The sequence below is a fragment of the Pseudomonas sp. FG6 genome (assembly GCF_057809015.1).
This window is the reverse complement of record NZ_JBMDJD010000004.1, coordinates 15,175-33,476: the sequence shown is the minus strand read 5'-3', so window position 1 is coordinate 33,476 and position 18,302 is coordinate 15,175. Positions and strand designations below refer to the sequence as shown.

19 protein-coding genes and 3 pseudogenes are annotated in these 18,302 nt (G+C 58.5%); 12 read left to right on the top strand and 10 right to left on the bottom strand.

Annotation, left to right across the window (positions count from 1 at the left end; all coding sequences use genetic code 11):
- Positions 1-10 precede the first annotated feature (10 nt).
- Positions 11-544 (top strand): annotated as a pseudogene (locus ACODSJ_RS03675) (DUF1003 domain-containing protein).
- A gap of 8 nt (positions 545-552) precedes the next feature.
- Here the strand turns inward: ACODSJ_RS03675 and ACODSJ_RS03670 are convergent.
- The gene (locus ACODSJ_RS03670) at positions 553-1,161 is read right to left on the bottom strand and encodes a TetR/AcrR family transcriptional regulator (protein WP_489100431.1); all 609 of its coding nucleotides are present in this window, start codon (positions 1,159-1,161) and stop codon (positions 553-555) included.
- 190 nt (positions 1,162-1,351) lie between these two features.
- Between ACODSJ_RS03670 and ACODSJ_RS03665 the strand changes: the two genes are divergently transcribed.
- Entirely contained in the window at positions 1,352-2,410 is a 1,059-nt protein-coding gene (locus ACODSJ_RS03665; RefSeq protein WP_489100430.1) for an MBL fold metallo-hydrolase, read from the top strand.
- Positions 2,411-2,430: 20 nt separating this feature from the next.
- Here the strand turns inward: ACODSJ_RS03665 and ACODSJ_RS03660 are convergent, their stop codons facing one another.
- Together ACODSJ_RS03660 and ACODSJ_RS03655 are read right to left on the bottom strand one after the other, a co-directional pair.
- Positions 2,431-2,748 (bottom strand): helix-turn-helix domain-containing protein, encoded by a 318-nt coding sequence (locus ACODSJ_RS03660; RefSeq protein ID WP_489100429.1) that lies wholly within the window; start codon positions 2,746-2,748, stop codon positions 2,431-2,433.
- Between the two features lie 83 nt (positions 2,749-2,831).
- Positions 2,832-3,260 (bottom strand): annotated as a pseudogene (locus ACODSJ_RS03655) (helix-turn-helix domain-containing protein); the annotation flags it as partial.
- Here ACODSJ_RS03655 and ACODSJ_RS03650 point away from each other — a divergent pair.
- The 3 genes and pseudogenes from ACODSJ_RS03650 to ACODSJ_RS03640 all read left to right on the top strand — a co-directional run.
- A pseudogene (locus ACODSJ_RS03650) lies at positions 3,253-3,614 on the top strand (TSUP family transporter); the annotation flags it as partial. The pseudogenes ACODSJ_RS03655 and ACODSJ_RS03650 overlap by 8 nt on opposite strands.
- Before the next feature lie 45 nt (positions 3,615-3,659).
- Positions 3,660-4,010, top strand: a complete 351-nt coding sequence (locus ACODSJ_RS03645) for a hypothetical protein (protein ID WP_489100428.1) — start codon at positions 3,660-3,662, stop codon at positions 4,008-4,010.
- 29 nt (positions 4,011-4,039) lie between these two features.
- Positions 4,040-4,735, top strand: a complete 696-nt coding sequence (locus ACODSJ_RS03640) for a DUF6933 domain-containing protein (protein WP_489100427.1) — start codon at positions 4,040-4,042, stop codon at positions 4,733-4,735.
- 22 nt (positions 4,736-4,757) lie between these two features.
- Here ACODSJ_RS03640 and ACODSJ_RS03635 read toward each other — a convergent pair whose 3' ends face one another.
- Entirely contained in the window at positions 4,758-5,750 is a 993-nt protein-coding gene (locus ACODSJ_RS03635; protein WP_489100426.1) for a hypothetical protein, read from the bottom strand.
- Positions 5,751-6,133: 383 nt separating this feature from the next.
- Here ACODSJ_RS03635 and ACODSJ_RS03630 point away from each other — a divergent pair, with 383 nt between their 5' ends.
- Positions 6,134-6,562 (top strand): helix-turn-helix domain-containing protein, encoded by a 429-nt coding sequence (locus tag ACODSJ_RS03630; RefSeq protein WP_489100425.1) that lies wholly within the window; start codon positions 6,134-6,136, stop codon positions 6,560-6,562.
- Between the two features lie 179 nt (positions 6,563-6,741).
- On the opposite strand, the gene ACODSJ_RS03625 is transcribed toward ACODSJ_RS03630, so the two are convergent.
- From ACODSJ_RS03625 to ACODSJ_RS03600, 6 genes are all read right to left on the bottom strand, one after another.
- On the bottom strand, positions 6,742-6,984 hold the full coding sequence (locus ACODSJ_RS03625; RefSeq protein WP_489100424.1) for a DNA-binding protein: 243 nt from the start codon (positions 6,982-6,984) through the stop codon (positions 6,742-6,744).
- Positions 6,977-7,690, bottom strand: a complete 714-nt coding sequence (locus ACODSJ_RS03620; protein WP_489100423.1) for an HNH endonuclease — start codon at positions 7,688-7,690, stop codon at positions 6,977-6,979. The genes ACODSJ_RS03625 and ACODSJ_RS03620 overlap by 8 nt, the downstream gene beginning before the upstream one ends.
- Before the next feature lie 101 nt (positions 7,691-7,791).
- Entirely contained in the window at positions 7,792-8,325 is a 534-nt protein-coding gene (locus ACODSJ_RS03615; protein ID WP_489100422.1) for a BRO-N domain-containing protein, read from the bottom strand.
- A 397-nt stretch (positions 8,326-8,722) separates the two neighbouring features.
- Positions 8,723-9,970, bottom strand: a complete 1,248-nt coding sequence (locus ACODSJ_RS03610) for a ribonucleotide-diphosphate reductase subunit beta (protein ID WP_489100421.1) — start codon at positions 9,968-9,970, stop codon at positions 8,723-8,725.
- Between the two features lie 482 nt (positions 9,971-10,452).
- Complete coding sequence (locus ACODSJ_RS03605) at positions 10,453-10,668, bottom strand: hypothetical protein (RefSeq protein ID WP_489100420.1); 216 nt, start codon at positions 10,666-10,668, stop codon at positions 10,453-10,455.
- 31 nt (positions 10,669-10,699) lie between these two features.
- Positions 10,700-10,963, bottom strand: a complete 264-nt coding sequence (locus ACODSJ_RS03600; RefSeq protein WP_489100419.1) for a DUF2790 domain-containing protein — start codon at positions 10,961-10,963, stop codon at positions 10,700-10,702.
- 411 nt (positions 10,964-11,374) lie between these two features.
- On the opposite strand from ACODSJ_RS03600, the gene acs reads away from it, so the two are divergent.
- From acs to ACODSJ_RS03570, 6 genes are all read left to right on the top strand, one after another.
- Complete coding sequence (acs, locus tag ACODSJ_RS03595; protein WP_489100418.1) at positions 11,375-13,330, top strand: acetate--CoA ligase; 1,956 nt, start codon at positions 11,375-11,377, stop codon at positions 13,328-13,330.
- A 684-nt stretch (positions 13,331-14,014) separates the two neighbouring features.
- Complete coding sequence (locus ACODSJ_RS03590; RefSeq protein ID WP_489100417.1) at positions 14,015-14,788, top strand: ABC transporter substrate-binding protein; 774 nt, start codon at positions 14,015-14,017, stop codon at positions 14,786-14,788.
- Positions 14,789-14,878: 90 nt separating this feature from the next.
- Positions 14,879-15,568 carry an ABC transporter permease gene (locus tag ACODSJ_RS03585; RefSeq protein WP_025215109.1) on the top strand — a complete coding sequence of 230 codons (690 nt, stop codon included), beginning with the start codon at positions 14,879-14,881 and terminating at the stop codon, positions 15,566-15,568.
- On the top strand, positions 15,565-16,263 hold the full coding sequence (locus ACODSJ_RS03580) for an ABC transporter permease (protein ID WP_489100416.1): 699 nt from the start codon (positions 15,565-15,567) through the stop codon (positions 16,261-16,263). Before ACODSJ_RS03585 ends, ACODSJ_RS03580 begins: the two co-directional genes overlap by 4 nt.
- 56 nt (positions 16,264-16,319) lie before the next feature.
- Positions 16,320-17,084: an ABC transporter ATP-binding protein gene (locus tag ACODSJ_RS03575; RefSeq protein WP_489100415.1), complete on the top strand. Its 765-nt coding sequence runs from the start codon at positions 16,320-16,322 to the stop codon at positions 17,082-17,084.
- A 112-nt stretch (positions 17,085-17,196) separates the two neighbouring features.
- On the top strand, positions 17,197-18,177 hold the full coding sequence (locus tag ACODSJ_RS03570) for a GlxA family transcriptional regulator (protein WP_489100414.1): 981 nt from the start codon (positions 17,197-17,199) through the stop codon (positions 18,175-18,177).
- The last annotated feature ends 125 nt before the right edge of the window (positions 18,178-18,302 follow it).

Here is an 18,302-nt window from a genome sequence, read left to right as displayed (position 1 = left end):
GAACATCACGATGACGAATTCCTCCCAACCCACTTCCGCCGCTCCAGTGGATCACCTGCGTTTTCATCGCCCTCACGCGCATCTGGCGCCGACCTTCGGCAATGATCGCTTCGCGCTGCGCGCGGAGGCGTTCGCGCGGTTCTTCGGGACGCCGACATTCCTCGGCGCCCAAACCCTGATTGTGCTGGTGTGGATGGGCCTGAACCTGGCCGGGGTCGTTCATTTCGATGCGTACCCGTTCATCTTGCTCAACCTGGCTTTCAGCTTGCAGGCGGCCTATGCCGCCCCGCTGATCCTGTTGGCGCAAACCCGCCAGGCAGCCCGGGACAAAGCCCAGGCGGAAGCCGATGCGTAACACCGCGAAGCCTTGGCGATCGCCAACAGTGAGCGGCAGGCCCAGGCGGCGCACAACACGGCGCAGTTGCTCGAATTGCTGGAGCAGAACACTCGCCTGACGGAAATGACCAAGGCATTGACCGAGCGGATCGATACCTTGACCACCGAGATGCACCAGAAGTTTGTCAGCAACCCATCGTCGCAGTGACGCTTTTCTCAGGCCAGATAACGGGCCAGAAACATGTCGAGGGCCGACTCGATCACCTGCGCCTGCTCATCCTGGGTCAGGCTTGGCTGGCCCATGGAAACCTGGGGCCAGAACGCGAACGTCTTGAGCAGCCCCTGCACCTGCTGCGCGGCAAATGCCGGGTCCACGGGTTTCAAACGGCCATCAGCCTGGGCCTGGCGGATCCAGACCGTCAGCCCCTCTTCGCGCTCCCCTATGCGCGCCACCATGTCCTGGGCCCGCTCAGGAGAATGAATCGTAGCGGCGATGGCAATACGCGCCAGGTCGAGGAAATTCTCGTCCGCCAGCATGTGCAGCTTGGCCTGCAGCAACGCCTGCAATTGCTCGCGTAGAGGCGTCTGCGAGCTGTAGGCCTTGTCCTGCTCCGCCGTAATGCTGTTCCACAACCGATTCAAGATCTCGGCAAACAGTTCTTCCTTGCTCGGAAAGTGGTTGTACACCGTACGTTTGGAAACTCCGGCCGTCGCGGCGATCTTGTCCATGCTGGTGATCTCGAAACCGCGACTGCGAAATTCGGCAATGGCGGCCTGGAGAATGGCTTCGCGTTTTCGCTCGGTAAGGCGTTGCGGTACGGTCATGGGCATTCGTCGGGTGAGAAAGGGGAAATTACACTCGGTAGTTTACTTGCTCCAGGCATTGATGCAATCTAGGAAACTACACCGAGTGGTGTAGTTGTATCCGCCCAGCGGCTTAGCGTGCCAACACGGCCATCCAGCGTCCCCTAACGGCGAGGCGCAATGGCGAAGACGTCCTTGGAGTTATCGCACCATGACCATTCCTTCTCTTGCGACCGACAGCTCGTCTGCACCGCGTTCATCCCGGCATGAACAGGGCAAGTATCACAACCACGCCTTTACCCCCCGGGAAGGTTTTGGCACCACCCTGCGGATCATCTGGAACATGATCTTCCACAAGCCGAGCACCACCCGGCCCGCGGGCGCCATCGACGTCCAACCGTTGACTCGCGCTGCGTTGCTGGCTGCGCCGGACCACAGTGTTTTCCGCCTCGGCCATTCCACTGTGTTGCTCAAGTTGCGGGGCAAGTTCTGGCTGACCGACCCGGTTTTTTCCGAGCGCGCATCACCTGTGCAATGGGTAGGTCCGAAGCGTTTTCATCAGCCGCCCATCAGCCTGGACGACTTGCCGCCCATCGAAGCGGTGATTCTTTCCCACGATCATTACGATCATCTCGACTACCAGGCCATCCTCACGCTTGCCGCCAAGGCCAAGCACTTCCTGACGCCCCTGGGCGTGGGCGACACCCTGATCAAGTGGGGTATCGAGGCCAGCAAGGTGCGTCAACTGGACTGGTGGCAGGGCACCGAGGTCGACGGCATCGAGTTCATCGCCACGCCGTCCCAGCACTTTTCCGGCCGTGGCCTGTTCGACAGCAACAGCACCCTGTGGGCCTCTTGGGTGATAATCGACGGCGCGACTCGCATCTTCTTCAGCGGCGACACCGGTTACTTCGACGGTTTCAAACGCATTGGCGAGCGCTATGGGCCCTTTGACCTGACGCTGATGGAAACCGGCGCATATAACGTCGATTGGCCCCATGTCCACATGCAGCCGGAGCAAACCCTGCAAGCCCATATCGATCTCAAGGGCCGTTGGCTGCTACCGATCCACAACGGCACGTTCGACCTGGCGATGCATGCCTGGTACGAACCTTTCGATCGCATTCTGGCCTTGGCCTGGGAGCGCAACGTTTGCATCACCACGCCACAGATGGGTGAAGCATTCACCCTGGCGCAACCGCAACGCGGACGCGCCTGGTGGTTGGATGTTGAGCCCTCGGCCTATCAGAACCAGACCGGCGTGGCCTGACACCGCAGGTGCGAAAACGCTTATTCGATCATCGCGTAATCGGGCCGCTCCATCGGATTTGGCGTCGCGCCCTTGATGTTCATGCCGCGCCCCGGTGCAAAGCCGGGGAAGAACACCAAGCCTTCGGCCTCCAGGCGAAAGGCCAGGGCCAGGCGGGTCACGTCGAGCAGCTCGCCACCGGCCTCGAAGCGCCGGATCGCCTGGACCGACACACCGGACTGACGGGACAACTCTTCGATGCTCCAGCCCAGCATGGCTCGGGCCTGTGTGCTGTGGGCAGGGGTGAATTGATAGACAGCGATGCGTTCCAGGGTGGTTTTGATTGCGAGAGAGGCCATGGGGTGCTCCAAAGCTGTGGGATTAAAAATATACTGTGTTTTTGTACAGTTGTTTTGAATCCCAATCAATCTCATTTTTTTGATTAATGACCGGCGGTTTTCTCCAGCCAGGCGCTCGGTGCGTGACCCAATATCCGACGGAACATAGTGGAAAACGCAGCGGGGCTGTCATAGCCCATATCCAGGGCTATGCGCGTTACCGAATCCCCTTCGGCTAGACGGGCCAGCGCGGCCATGACACACGCCTGCTGTCGCCACTGGCTGAAACTCAGCGTGGTCTGCCGGCTGAACAGGCGATTGAACGAGCGCAGGCTGATATGCAAATGCGCCGCCCATCCCATGGGCGAGGCATGGGCGTCGGGGTGTTCCAGAAACGCCTGGCACAGGCCGAGCAGGCGCGGATTCTTGGGCAGTGGAAGGTCCAGTGGTAGATGGGCGCTGCGCAGCAGCTCATGCAGCAGCAGTTCGATCAGCGCTCCATCGCGTCCAGCCTCGTCATAGTCCGGCGCAACCATCGGCGTCGTCGCCACATTCCTGGGAGTAGGCGGCAGCGTCATGACCGTGCCGTTGCTGCGTCGCTGCGGATTGAACATGTCCCAGGCACTTCAATGGCTAACCCGCTGAGCCTGCCGGTAGCCCTGGTCGGAACTGCTACCTACATGGCCTTGGCGAGCTTCACCGGGATAGACTTCGGCCCGTGGTTTGTCGGTTACGTCGACTTGACGGCCTTCGCTGCACTGATACTCGGCGCGCTAGCGGGGATTCGCCTGGCAACGCCGTGGATCGGACGGATACCGGATAGGCTTCATGCTTGGGTCTATATTGGGCTGTTGGTCGTTGTGATGCTGGACATATCGATACACTAGAATCCCCGTGCAGCGTTGCTTGGTGTCTTGTTGAAGGAGGGTGGCATGGCGATATCCGACAGTGACTGGAAGCATTACAACGAACTTAGCGATCTGGCGTTGGAGCGCTTTTGCCAAGGCGTTCTTTCGGATGCCCAGACGGTGGCTCAGAACGGAGCTTTATCAGCTCACGCTCGATATCGCACGCTCTACCGCCTCATGCGAGATCGAGATAAGAGCTTGGCGATGGCGTTCAACGTAGGTCGACGTCGAGACATCTCTTTATCTCTGAGATTGCTGATTGCGTACGACCTGCTGAGTGATCAGGAATTGACGATTCTGAGTGAAGAGTTACGTGAAAGGGTCTCTGACGCTGTTCGCCAACCCTTCGAGATTGAATGGGCCGACGACGCCTAGCGCCTCTCTAATTTTTTCCGAGAATTTGAATGCTGATTTTCAACTGCACCGAAGCGGCCAGCAATTTTTTCAGCCGCGTGAGCAAAGGCAAGAAAATTACCCCAGTGGGGAAACCACCATCACCTGTTATCGAGGACGATGATCCTGGTGAGTTCGACGAACAATGGTTGGTTCACGTGATCACTGTGCAACGTAAGCACGTGTTGTTCGTCATCCACGTGCAAACCCGTTACTGCATGATTTTCGCCGGTGCTAAAAAAGCCGACGTCGAAGGTTTTGTTCAGCGATTTTCCGAACGATGGATCAATGGCCTGATGCGCCACGCGGGGCAGCATGATCTTCTTCGCTGGGTCGATGACGAGCCGATGATGATGCGCTTTGAGAAAAGTTGCGGTGAGTACGTTTTTTACAAGCGTGGTCATCGCGGTGCGCAAAAGCATCTCAACGAGATTTCCTGGGTTTTTGAGGGCTGCGCCGCCGAATGGGGCACGTTACCCTCTGATGAGTTCTCTGCAGGCCGCTTCGACGGCAATATGAACGACACCCCGAGAAACAGTAAGGGACATAAGGACTATTACTACCCGGACGAAGAAATGATCGTCCACTGGTTGCGGCGTTATGGTGGCTTGGATGACTCGGCCGCCGAGGCGGCGCGTGAGCGGCGCATGGAAGTGAAACGGGAGATTTGGGCGTTTGAGCGGCAACTCGCTCAAGAGACGCAATGAAAAGGCGTAGTGCTACAGTAGGTCACTTCTCGCCCAACCCCGGCGCTTCCCGGACAATGAAGTGATCCAGGTTCTCGATATCGGCACTGAACACCCCGAACGTCTGCTCGGGTTTTTTCTTGCTCGGCACCTGCTTGAACTCCGGCGTGACGCCATAAAAGAAGCAATACAACGGCGCGTCGCTGTCGATCGCGTGCTTGATCTCTGCCAGGAACGCTTTGCGCTTGCGGTAGTTATCGATCAACTTCTTGCTCAGGTAAACGTTGACCAAGTAAGGCTTTTTCTTCGCCTCGTCCGGTTGCTTGAACCAGACCTTTGCTTCGAAATCGATGCGAAAGCTCTGGGTGTAATCCTTGATCTCCTTGATCTTGCCCCAGTAGATCAAGCCCTTGTTGTCCAGCAGGTACTCGATCTTCTTGAAGAACGATCCATAAGGCGCCGTGTGCTCGCCGATCTTCAGCGGTACGCGCTTGAGCAGGTCCTTGTCCGCGAAGTTAGACACGAAACACTCCACCGGATGGGCGAAGACGCTGGTCTTGTCGGGTGTCGAATCCTGGGCGCCATGGGCGTCATCACGGTGGGACGATAGGGTGGGCGACGTAGGCCGAGTCGCTGCTCCAGCGTCCTTCGACGGATTGGATGGCTTGCGCACGTACTGACGCCGGGTCAGCAACAATTCCGATGGAAAATGCTCCTCGCGGTCGTCATCCGTTTCCGTCTCTACACTCTCCGCACCCAACCCCGGCGTTTTCGGACTGACATAAGGACAGCCCTCGATATGCTGGGTCGTTGGCTGATTCTTGAAATGTGGCGTGCGGATGTAATTGACGTTCTTGGCGTTGAGCGTCGTCAGCCGATTGTCCTCATCAAACGCCGTCCGACAGGCGTCGTTGGGGCACTGAAAGCGCTCCTTGGCCGAATCGAATGCCATGGTCTCGTCGAAATTCAGATCCCGCACGTCATAGATCGAAAGCTTGGTGTCGAGGCTGAGGCAATAGGCGGTATCGAATTTCATCGGGGCTCGTGTCCTTGAGGGGAGGTGTATTAATACCGAAGGACGCGGCGGGCTGCACCCCTTGTTTCAACTCACCGCAAAACCTGGGGCATCGATGTTGACTGTGCCGGCCTCATCGCGAGCAGGCTCGCACCACCCTGGTCGTGGGTGTTCATCGAGCTTGTGTACAACCCAGTCTCCTGTGGCAGCGAGCCTGCTCAAGCCGGCCATCCCCTTGTGGCCTAACACCAACCCGTGGCGAGGGAGCTTGCTCCCGCTGGGCTGCGAAGCGGCCCCGGTTTTACGGACCAAACTTGGATCAGTCGGTATCATAATACCGGTTATAGTCCGATCCTCCAGATAACCGGCAATATACTGCCGGAAACAGAGAGTGGAAAACTTCGATGAGAGAGAACACCGGTGAACGGCGCAGGGAAATCATTGACGACATCGTCATGCAGCATGTGACAGGGATCGAAACCCTGGGAACCGCTATTCGCCGGCTACGGCTTGAGGTGACGGGCCTGGATCAGGAAACCTTTGCGGTCATGTGTAAGATGTCGACCAAGGCCCTGTACCAGATCGAGAAGGACAAGGGTAACCCGACCCTCAGCACCCTCGAATCCATCCTGAGGAAGTTCGGGCTGCGACTGGGGCTGACCACGGCGGCCACCAACGTTTCCGCGCCACCACTCGGGCAGCAAGCGCCTGCCTCAAAAGGGCCAGTGCGCGGCGCCAGCCCGAAACGTCAGTCCGCAAGGCGGCTCAATGGCGTGGCTATTCCGCGAGCTACTGAAAAGGCCAAGAATGACGGCAAGGGGGCGACCGAATGAGTGATGGCGCAAAGTCCCAGCGCTCTCAACCTCCTAAGCGTGCAGGGCGGGGCGAAAGGTGGTGATCACCAAAACCGGCAAGCCTTATCAGGATGTCGATACACCGCAAGTTCGCAAGCCTGGACGGTTGAAGGAGGTCATTCCGATGTCGGCGGATTCTGACAGCACCCCCGAGGACCTCATTGAGGGTTTTGAGGGCAAGCTATAACTGCCAACAAATCTTCTTGATCCGAGATTTCAGCAGGCACTTCAGCCATGCAGGTCTCGTCGAACTCCCGCATATCGACCTGGTCGATAGCGCCGATTTTCAGCAGCGCTTCGGCCGAGCTGTGAATCGACTCGAAGGCTTCACTTTTTATTTTTTCGTCATTACATATCCCCATATTTTCTTTTCCGTCCAAAAAAAGATGTTTGTCACTCAATGACCAGCCGACCAACCTTCTGATACAGCGACAAAGTGAAGGCCTCTCTGTCACTGGCAAGATGACAACGTCGATGGCAATTCGGGCAAAGCGCAACCGCGTTAGTAATGCTGTCCGAGCCTTTCTGAGCCAGATGCTTTACATGATGCACTTCAAGAAATGGCAACCCGTCCACCTCGAACGGTGCGTTCTGACCGCATCCTTCGCAAACACCTTTAGCCAACTCAGCAACCCATGCGCGGACTTTAGGATCCCGGACGTAAGACGTCGTGGTGGTACTGACTTGCTGCGGATTCGAGTTGCCTGATGGCTCGATCTTGAGCCCATTCTTTTGCAACTTGACGGTCCGGCTGATCAACGTCTTGTGGTCAGCGGTCGGAGCAGTCTCTCCGGTCCCAGGTATCACTTTATTAGCCAGCACCTTGCGGATCCGCTGAGCCACACCCGTACCAATGTTCTTGGCAGGCATGTAGCCGCTGATTCGCCGCAACCCCATCTGCTCCAACACCGCCGAGATGTTTTGCATGCGATATTCAACCGACGAGGAGCTGCGCTTGCTCAGCGGTCCGTCACGCAAAAGTTGGTTTTCCACCGACTTCCTAAAGGTCTGGCCGTTTAACTCGCGGTCCAGCATCTTCAAGTACGCATCAACCGAAGCCTCAAGCTCTTCGTCGCTCCAGCCGCTTTTTTCCTTTGGGGTATCCATACAATCGCCGAGGGTTTAAACCCTCGGACGATACTGACTGGCCATTAGCGCTGTCTACGAAAATTCCTACAGAAGAGGTGGAGCCTTCGTTCGGTGGCGTCCTACGACATTGAATGCCTAGAAACGCGAAATACCTCAAGCAACCTACGCCACCAAGGCTTGGCCGCCAATGCCCGGCCTCGGGTCCGATTGAGCAACAGATACGGCATGTCCCGAAGCCGAATCCAACCATCGTTTTGCCAATGCAGCAGACTTAAGGACATCTCCGGCCAATCCAAGATGCTTAACATCGGACGTTCAGTGTCTCTGGATGCTTGTGCGTCCCGTAATGCTGGAACCACCTGATGTGTTAGCCACTCGCGCAACAACCGATTCCCCGGAGCGTAGTGATAGACCAACAGGGCATACACACCTGATTCGCTGAGCATCAATTGCTTTTCAGGTTGGCCGTGGTAACAAATCAACAACTCGTGCCGCTGGTCTTCGTCCAGCTTGCTGACCAAACGGTCGCTCAGGTGAACGCCCATCAATTGGCCGATATCCCGAGCACAGAACCAGGGTTGGTTTTCCAAAAGAAGGCCATGGAGGTGGACGTTCAGGCGGGTGAATACTGCCGGAATGTAAGCATCAGGCATGATCGTTCTCCGACGTGTACGGAGAGCTGGCTGGTTCTTTTTTGAGCATAACGACCTCTACGTATGAAGTTAGCGGCGCGAGCCCGACGTAGAGGATGTAAGAAAAATCCCAACAAACTGTTGCCCTCCACGGAATGACGAATGTCCTTGGACAATCGCGCTCCTATGTTCGGCGATCAGCTACTACGTTGGGCGTTTCTTAGGCACCTGCGAATACGATAGGTAACGAGGCGATACAGCGTCAATGCGGACGATTCTGAGTTTCTCGTAAGGCAAAGGTAACCTGGCGGCTCCAGAGTTAAACGCAGTTTGATTCTGTAGAAAAACTAAAAACCCCGTTTTCACGGGGTTTTTAGTTAAGTCGCGGGTAGTTCAGCCCAGGATTGTTCCTTCGGAATCAATCCCAGCTCAGCGCACCACCGGTCTGATACTCAATCACCCGAGTCTCAAAGAAATTCTTCTCTTTCTTCAAGTCCATGATCTCGCTCATCCACGGGAACGGGTTCGTGGTGCCTGGGTATTCTTCTTTAAGACCAATCTGCGACAGGCGACGGTTGGCGATGAACTTGAGGTAGTCCTCCATCATTGCCGCGTTCATGCCCAGCACGCCACGAGGCATGGTGTCGCGAGCGTATTCGATCTCCAGCTGAGTGCCTTGCAGGATCATCTGGGTCGCTTCTTCCTTCATTTCAGCATCCCACAGGTGCGGGTTTTCGATCTTGATCTGGTTGATCACGTCGATGCCGAAGTTCAGGTGCATGGATTCGTCGCGCAGGATGTACTGGAACTGCTCGGCGACGCCGGTCATTTTGTTGCGGCGGCCCATGGAGAGGATCTGGGTGAAGCCGCAATAGAAGAAGATGCCTTCCAGGACGCAGTAGTAGGCGATCAGGTTGCGCAGCAGCTCTTTGTCGGTGTCCGGGGTGCCGGTTTCGAACTTCGGATCGGAGATCGAACGGGTGTATTTCAGGCCCCAGGCGGCTTTTTTCGCGACCGATGGGATCTCGTGGTACATGTTGAAGATTTCGCCTTCATCCATGGCCAGCGATTCGATGCAGTACTGGTAGGCGTGGGTGTGGATCGCCTCTTCGAAAGCCTGGCGCAGGATGTACTGGCGGCATTCCGGGTTGGTGATCAGGCGGTACACGGCCAGGACCAGGTTGTTGGCAACCAGGGAGTCGGCGGTGGAGAAGAAGCCCAGGTTGCGCATGACGATGCGGCGCTCGTCGTCGGTCAGGCCTTCCGGATCTTTCCAGAGGGCGATGTCGGCGGTCATGTTGACTTCTTGCGGCATCCAGTGGTTTGCGCAGCCGTCCAGGTACTTCTGCCAGGCCCAGTCGTATTTGAACGGCACGAGCTGGTTGAGGTCGGCGCGGCAGTTGATCATGCGCTTTTCATCGACGGCGACGCGGGCGGAAGCGCCTTCGAGTTCGGCAAGGCCTTCGGCGATGTCGAGTTTGTCGAGGGCGGCCTTGGCGCGAATGATCGCGGCCGAGTCGCTGGCCGTCACGGCGCGGGCTTCGAGGGCGGCGGCACCGCCGGCGCTGTCGAGGCGGTCCATGTTGGCTTCAGAAGCGTGGCCGGCGTTGGCGCCTTTTACGGCGACTTCGCCGTCTTCTTTGTCGAATTCGTCCCAGCTCAGCATGACGTGTCGTCTCCTGCGTGAGGGCCAGATGCCCGGTGAAGGCCTACTGGCCGCGGTGGATCTTGGAAAATCGTTTCTTGCAGCTGTCGCAGGCAACAAACAGAAAAATGTACGGACGTCCTGAAGCAGCGGCGAGCGCGAGGAGGCAAGGGCCTCTGCGTGGCTTCAGGCTGGCGTGATCCCTGTAAAGGAATATTGCAGGCCCGTTTAGGGCGGCATTATAAGGAGTTTTTTGCCTACGTGGTGCGGCGAAATAGCTCACGAAGAGGGTGGCACGTGGCATAGCCGCATGGGAACGCGGGTTTACAGGGCTTTGGCCGCTGAAGATTTTTTTTGCATGAATCGGACGGCTGGCTGTTTTGATCAAAAAACGAGCGTTTTTTGTGTTTCTACACTACATGTTGTGTTTGCTGGCGGTTTTCGGTGGCTTCAGACACAACCAGGCCCGATCGAAATCGGGCCGTGGAAAATACCAGTAATGATCAATCGGTACTGGCCGAACGGGTGTGATCGCTGCCATCGCTGGCGACTGCCGTCGGGTCGGTGTGGTCGTGACCGTTAGTGACGGGCGGGGTGCTATCCGCGATGTCCTGGCGGTGGATCGCGGCAGCGGACCCGGTGCGGTCAAAACCGTCAGCGGCGAAGGCCTGGGCGGCCAGTACGGACAGCGCAAGGGTGAGAATCAGCTTGGTTTTCATGGGGTGTGCTCCAGGTTCGTTCGGGGGGTGATCAGCCGTTGGAGCAGCCGTTGCCCATGACGCTGTAGCGCAGGATGTGGCGCTGTCCCTTGGAGTCGTCGTACTCCATTTTGGCCGGGACCACTTCGCAGACATTGGGGATTTCGCTCATGGAGATGACTTTGGCGATGTCCAGGTGAGTGGAGTAGGTGTACTCCTCAATGGCTGGTTGTTGCTGCGCAGCATCGGTCGGGGCTTCGTCTGCCATTGCGGTTGCGCAAAGGCTGCCGAGGACCAGAACCCATAAAGCTTTCATCTATTTCACCTTTCTTGAGGTCGAGTGGGGTCACGCAACCTTTTTTCGGGTTGCGTGGGGAGCAGGTTTTGGAAGTTGGATTAACGGCCTTTCGTGGGGGCTGTTGCGTTAATCATGTTTGCCGGTTGGCGGGGTGGATTTTAGGGACAGGGGCTGGGCGCAAAAAGCCGTGGTTTTGATAAACACTGTTGGTTGATCTGGTAATAATCGTTGTTGGGGGCGGTTACCACAGAGTGGGCAGTGTGGGAATGACCCTGCTTCCACAGGGTAAATGCCCGCACGCAGGGGCTTGCACGCTAGTACCGACATTTTGTAGGGACTTGTTACTACCATCGTCGAATGGTTCTATAGGCCCGCCCCGGGCTACAACGGGACCATACAAAAACAACTATTGTCACCGAGGTAAGAAAGATGAGTGCGGCTTCTGTGTATCCCGTTCGTCCCGAGGTTGCGGCCAATACGCTGACTGACGAGGCGACCTACAAGGCCATGTACCAGCAGTCGGTCGTCAACCCGGACGGCTTCTGGCGTGAGCAGGCCAAGCGCCTCGATTGGATCAAGCCTTTCACCACGGTGAAACAGACTTCCTTCGACGATCACCACGTCGACATCAAGTGGTTCGCCGACGGCACCTTGAACGTATCCTACAACTGCCTCGACCGTCACCTGGCCGAGCGTGGCGACCAGGTTGCGATCATCTGGGAAGGCGATGACCCGTCCGAGAGTCGCAACATCACTTATCGCGAACTGCACGAAGAAGTCTGCAAGTTCGCCAACGCCCTGCGCGGCCAGGACGTGCACCGCGGCGACGTGGTGACCATCTACATGCCGATGATCCCTGAAGCCGTGGTCGCCATGCTGGCCTGCGCCCGGATCGGTGCGATTCACTCGGTGGTGTTCGGTGGTTTCTCCCCTGAAGCCCTGGCCGGTCGGATCATCGACTGCAAGTCCAAAGTGGTGATCACCGCCGACGAAGGCGTGCGCGCCGGCAAGAAGATCCCGCTCAAGGCCAACGTCGACGATGCGTTGACCAACCCGGAAACCAACAGCATCCAGAAAGTCATCGTGTGCAAGCGCACCGCGGGCAACATCAAGTGGAACCAGCACCGCGACATCTGGTACGAAGACCTGATGAAAGTGGCCGGCACCGTTTGCGCGCCGAAGGAAATGGGCGCCGAGGAAGCGCTGTTCATCCTCTACACCTCCGGCTCCACCGGCAAGCCCAAGGGCGTGCAGCACACCACGGCCGGCTACCTGCTGTACGCGGCGCTGACCCATGAGCGCGTGTTCGACTACAAGCCGGGCGAGGTCTACTGGTGCACCGCCGACGTGGGTTGGGTCACCGGCCACAGTTATATCGTCTATGGCCCGCTGGCCAATGGCGCGACCACGCTGCTGTTCGAAGGCGTGCCGAACTACCCGGACATCACCCGGGTGGCGAAGGTCGTCGACAAGCACAAGGTCAGCATTCTCTACACCGCCCCGACCGCAATCCGCGCAATGATGGCTTCGGGCACCGCCGCCGTCGAAGGCGCCGACGGCAGCAGCCTGCGCCTGTTGGGTTCGGTGGGCGAGCCGATCAACCCGGAAGCCTGGGACTGGTACTACAAGAATGTCGGCAAGGAACGTTGCCCGATCGTCGACACCTGGTGGCAGACCGAAACCGGTGGCGTGCTGATCAGCCCGTTGCCGGGGGCCACGGCGTTGAAGCCGGGCTCTGCGACTCGCCCATTCTTCGGCGTGGTGCCGGCGTTGGTGGACAACCTGGGCAACCTGATCGAAGGCGCCGCCGAAGGCAACCTGGTAATCCTCGACTCGTGGCCAGGCCAGGCGCGTACCCTGTACGGCGACCACGACCGGTTTGTCGACACCTACTTCAAGACCTTCAGCGGCATGTACTTCACCGGTGACGGTGCCCGTCGCGACGAGGACGGCTACTACTGGATCACCGGCCGGGTGGATGACGTGCTCAACGTGTCCGGCCACCGCATGGGCACCGCCGAGATCGAAAGCGCCATGGTTGCCCACCCGAAAGTCGCCGAAGCGGCGGTGGTGGGTGTGCCGCACGACATCAAGGGGCAGGGCATCTATGTCTACGTCACCCTCAATGCCGGCGAAGAAACCAGCGAAGCGCTGCGCCTGGAACTGAAGAACTGGGTGCGCAAGGAGATCGGTCCGATCGCCTCGCCAGACGTCATCCAGTGGGCGCCGGGGCTGCCGAAAACCCGTTCCGGCAAGATCATGCGCCGCATTCTGCGCAAGATCGCCACGGCGGAGTACGACGGCTTGGGTGACATCTCCACCCTGGCCGACCCAGGTGTGGTGGCGCACTTGATCGAGACGCACAAGACCATGAACGTCGCCTGACGGCAGCGTGTAGCACCGAAAAGCCCCGCCCGGTATTTGCCGGGCGGGGCTTTTTCATGGGCATGTGGCACTCACTTTGTGGCGAGGGGGTTTATCTGTGGGAGCAAAGCTTGCTCGCGATGAACGATGACGCGGTTGGCCTGCACAGACGTGGCGCCTGCATCGCGGGCAAGCCTTGCTCCCACAGACCCTGCTCCACAGGTCTGGTGTTCGAATAAATATCGAGCTTCAAAGTCAGACGCTTCCGAGCGTTACCCCTGTTTCGAAATGTGTAACCAAAGGCGCCACAACGAGGCAATGGGAAACGCGAAGCGCCATTTCAGGGCTTTTTCCGGACGTTTGTGAAATAAGCCGACACGCTGTGCTTGCCGGATTAGAAGGGTTTGCGAATAATGGGCCCGCAATTTGCAGCATAGATCGGTTCCCTTTCTTTTGCTCTTGCATGAATTTGCGGGGCTGTCAATGTGCTCGGGCGGCTTTCTCGGTGCTTCTGTAATTTGTTGTCGCATTGAGGAAATATCGGCTTCGGAGCTGTCGTTAGAATGCCGATCACTCGCTCGTCGTGGCCCGTGTTGAATTGAGCATGGGCTTCCTAGGACGCAGCACCAAAAGTTCGTTTCACTCATTCGCATATTGGGCTGTTGCTCACTCTGCCGTTTTGCCCTTTACCGATGGAGTCCCAAGATGAAGAAACTTGTGCTGCTTGGCGCCCTGGCACTGTCCGTGCTGTCCCTGCCGACATTCGCTGATGAAAAGCCTCTGAAGATCGGTATCGAAGCGGCTTACCCTCCGTTCGCCTCGAAGGCGCCGGATGGCAGCATCGTCGGTTTCGACTACGACATCGGCAATGCGCTGTGTGAAGAAATGAAGGTCAAGTGCCAGTGGGTCGAGCAGGAGTTCGACGGCTTGATCCCGGCGCTCAAGGTTCGCAAGATCGACGCGATCCTGTCGTCCATGTCGATCACCGAAGATCGCAAGAAGTCTGTTGATTTCACCAACAAGTACTACAACACCCCGGCGCGCCTGGTGATGAAGGCCGGCACGCAGGTTGGCGACAGCCTGGGCGAGCTCAAGGGCAAGAACATCGGCGTGCAGCGTGGTTCGATCCACGAGCGTTTCGCCCGTGAAGTCCTGGCGCCAAAAGGTGTCGAGATCAAGCCATACGGTTCGCAGAACGAGATCTACCTGGATGTGGCCGCTGGCCGCCTCGACGGTACCGTGGCAGACGCCACGCTGCTCGATGATGGCTTCCTGAAGACCGATGCCGGCAAAGGCTTCGCATTCGTCGGCCCGGCCTTCACCGACCCGGCCTACTTTGGCGACGGCATCGGCATTGCGGTGCGCAAGGGTGATGCGCTGAAGGACAAGATCAACAGCGCGATCACCGCGATTCGTGCCAATGGCAAGTACAAGCAAATCCAGGACAAATACTTCGCCTTCGATATCTACGGCCAGTAACGACGTTCCGTCATTCCTGCGAAATGGCGCAAGCAACAGGATCCCTGCGGTTTGCGCCATTTTTTCATCCCACTTTCGAGGACCTGAATCATGTTGAAAGGCTATGGGGCCGTCATCCTCGATGGCGCATGGTTGACGCTTCAGCTCGCCTTGTCGTCCATGGCTCTGGCTATCGTCCTGGGTTTGATCGGCGTCGCGTTGCGCCTGTCGCCGGTGCGTTGGCTGGCGTGGCTCGGTGATCTGTACTCCACGGTCATTCGCGGTATTCCCGACCTGGTGCTGATCCTGTTGATCTTCTACGGCGGCCAGGACTTGCTCAACCGCGTGGCACCGATGCTCGGGTATGACGACTACATCGACCTGAATCCGCTGGCGGCCGGTATCGGCACCCTGGGGTTCATCTTCGGCGCGTACCTGTCGGAAACCTTTCGCGGTGCGTTCATGGCAATCCCCAAGGGGCAGGCCGAGGCGGGCATGGCGTATGGCATGAGTGGGTTCCAGGTGTTTTTCCGGGTGCTGGTGCCACAGATGATTCGCCTGGCCATTCCGGGCTTCACCAACAACTGGCTGGTGTTGACCAAGGCCACCGCGCTGATTTCGGTGGTGGGCCTGCAAGACATGATGTTCAAGGCCAAGCAGGCGGCTGATGCCACCCGCGAGCCTTTCACCTTCTTCCTGGCAGTGGCGGCGATGTACCTGGTGATCACCAGTGTCTCGTTGCTGGCACTGCGTCACCTTGAGAAGCGCTACTCGGTAGGCGTAAGGGCGGCTGATCTATGATCTTCGACTACAACGTCATCTATGAAGCCTTGCCGCTGTACTTCGGTGGCTTGCTGACCACCCTGAAGCTGCTGGCCTTGTCGCTGTTCTTCGGCCTGCTGGCGGCATTGCCCCTGGCGCTGATGCGGGTGTCCAAGCAGCCGGTCGTCAACATGACCGCCTGGCTCTACACCTACGTCATTCGCGGCACGCCGATGCTGGTGCAGCTGTTCCTGATCTACTACGGATTGGCACAGTTCCAGATGGTGCGCGAGAGCTTCCTCTGGCCGTGGCTGTCCAGCGCGACGTTCTGCGCGTGCCTGGCCTTCGCCATCAACACCAGCGCCTACACCGCCGAAATCATCGCCGGCAGCCTGCGCGCCACGCCCAACGGTGAGATCGAGGCGGCCAAGGCCATGGGCATGTCCCGCGCCAAACTGTACCGGCGGATCCTGCTGCCATCGGCCCTGCGCCGGGCGCTGCCGCAATACAGCAACGAAGTGATCATGATGCTGCAGACCACCAGTCTGGCGTCCATCGTGACCCTGATCGACATCACCGGCGCCGCGCGTACGGTAAACGCGCAGTATTACCTGCCGTTCGAGGCTTACATCACGGCCGGTGTTTTCTACCTGTGCCTGACCTTCATCCTGGTGCGCCTGTTCAAGTTGGCCGAGCGCCGCTGGCTGGGTTACCTGGCCCCGCGCAAGCACTGATAACGCATCGACCCGATCGACTGCTCAACGACTGACGTTTTGTGAGAACCGACCGCATGTACAAGCTTGAAGTCCAAGACCTGCATAAACGCTATGGCAGTCATGAAGTGCTCAAGGGCGTGTCCCTGAAAGCCGCCGCTGGCGATGTGATCAGCATCATCGGCTCCAGTGGCTCCGGCAAGAGTACGTTCTTGCGTTGCATCAACCTGCTCGAACAACCCCATGCCGGCAAGATCCTGCTCAACAACGAAGAGCTGAAGCTGGTGGCTGGCAAGGACGGCGCCTTGAAGGCCGCCGACCCCAAGCAACTGCAACGCATGCGTTCGCGCTTGTCGATGGTGTTCCAGCATTTCAACCTGTGGTCCCACATGACTGCGCTGGAAAACATCATGGAAGCGCCGGTGCATGTGCTGGGCGTGACCAAGGCCGAGGCGCGCGAGAAGGCCGAGCACTACCTGAACAAGGTTGGCGTGGCGCATCGCAAGGACGCTTACCCGGGCCACATGTCCGGCGGCGAGCAGCAACGCGTGGCGATTGCCCGTGCGCTGGCGATGGAGCCGGAAGTGATGCTGTTCGATGAGCCGACGTCGGCACTCGACCCGGAGTTGGTGGGCGATGTGCTCAAGGTCATGCAGGCCCTGGCCCAGGAAGGCCGGACCATGGTGGTGGTGACCCACGAAATGGGCTTTGCCCGTGAGGTGTCGAACCAGTTGGTGTTCCTGCACAAGGGCATCGTCGAGGAAAGCGGTAACCCGCGCGAAGTGCTGGTCAATCCGCAGTCAGAACGCTTGCAACAATTTTTGTCGGGCAGCCTGAAGTAATCGCTCCCGTTCAAACCTGATTCAGGTCATTCTGCGCGGCGTGCGCCAGATGGTCTAATTTGGTTGCAGCCGCTTTTGGCTTTAACACTGTTTTCGCTTCGGATTGCCCGCCATGACTGCCCATCGAATTGGTTTCCTGATTTGGCCCAGCACTAAAGCCCTGACGCTGGCGCTGGCCGAGGAGGCCTTGCGTGTCGCTCAGCGCGTGCATCCGGACGTGGTTTACGAGTTGTCGTTCTTGCAGGCTGAGCCGCCCGCCGAAGGCACCTGGCAATTGCCGGGCGAGCCCTGGGCCGGCAAGCTCGAAGGCTTGCAGAAGGTGTTCCTGTTGGCTGATGAGCCACCGACAACACTGGCGTCGCCGCTCAGCAGTGCGCTCAAGCAACTGGTGCGTGCCGGCTGTGTGATTGGTGGTTTGTCCGCTGGTGTCTATCCGCTGGCCCAGTTGGGTTTGCTCGACGGTTACCGTGCCGCCGTGCACTGGCGCTGGCAGGACGATTTCGCAGAGCGCTTTCCCAAGGTCATCGCCACCAGCCACTTGTTCGATTGGGATCGCGATCGTCTGACCGCGTGTGGCGGCATGTCGGTGCTCGACCTGTTGCTGGCGGTGCTGGCTCGCGATCACGGCGCGGAGTTGTCCGGCGCGGTGTCGGAAGAGTTGGTGGTCGAGCGTATTCGCGAGGGTGGCGAGCGTCAGCGCATCCCGCTGCAAAACCGTCTCGGCTCCAGCCACCCGAAGCTCACCCAGGCGGTGCTGTTGATGGAAGCCAACATCGAAGAGCCGCTGACCACCGATGAAATCGCCCAGCACGTATGCGTGTCGCGCCGGCAGCTGGAGCGGATCTTCAAGCAATACCTCAACCGCGTGCCCAGCCAGTATTACCTCGAGCTGCGCCTGAACAAGGCCCGGCAGATGCTGATGCAGACCAGCAAATCCATCATCCAGATCGGCCTGTCCTGCGGTTTCTCCTCGGGGCCGCACTTCTCCAGCGCCTACCGCAACTTCTTCGGCGCCACGCCGCGCGAAGACCGCAACCAGCGACGCAGCAGCAGCCCGTTTGAGCTGTCCTCGGTGCCGTCCGAGCGCGGCTAGGATTGGCGCAATACCGTTCCTGCAATACGGGAGTCCGAGGGGCGGAGCTGTGGAGCTAGATTTGTGGCGCGGGGTCTGTGGGAGCAAGGCTTGCCCGCGACGCAGGCGCCACGTTTGTGCAGGCT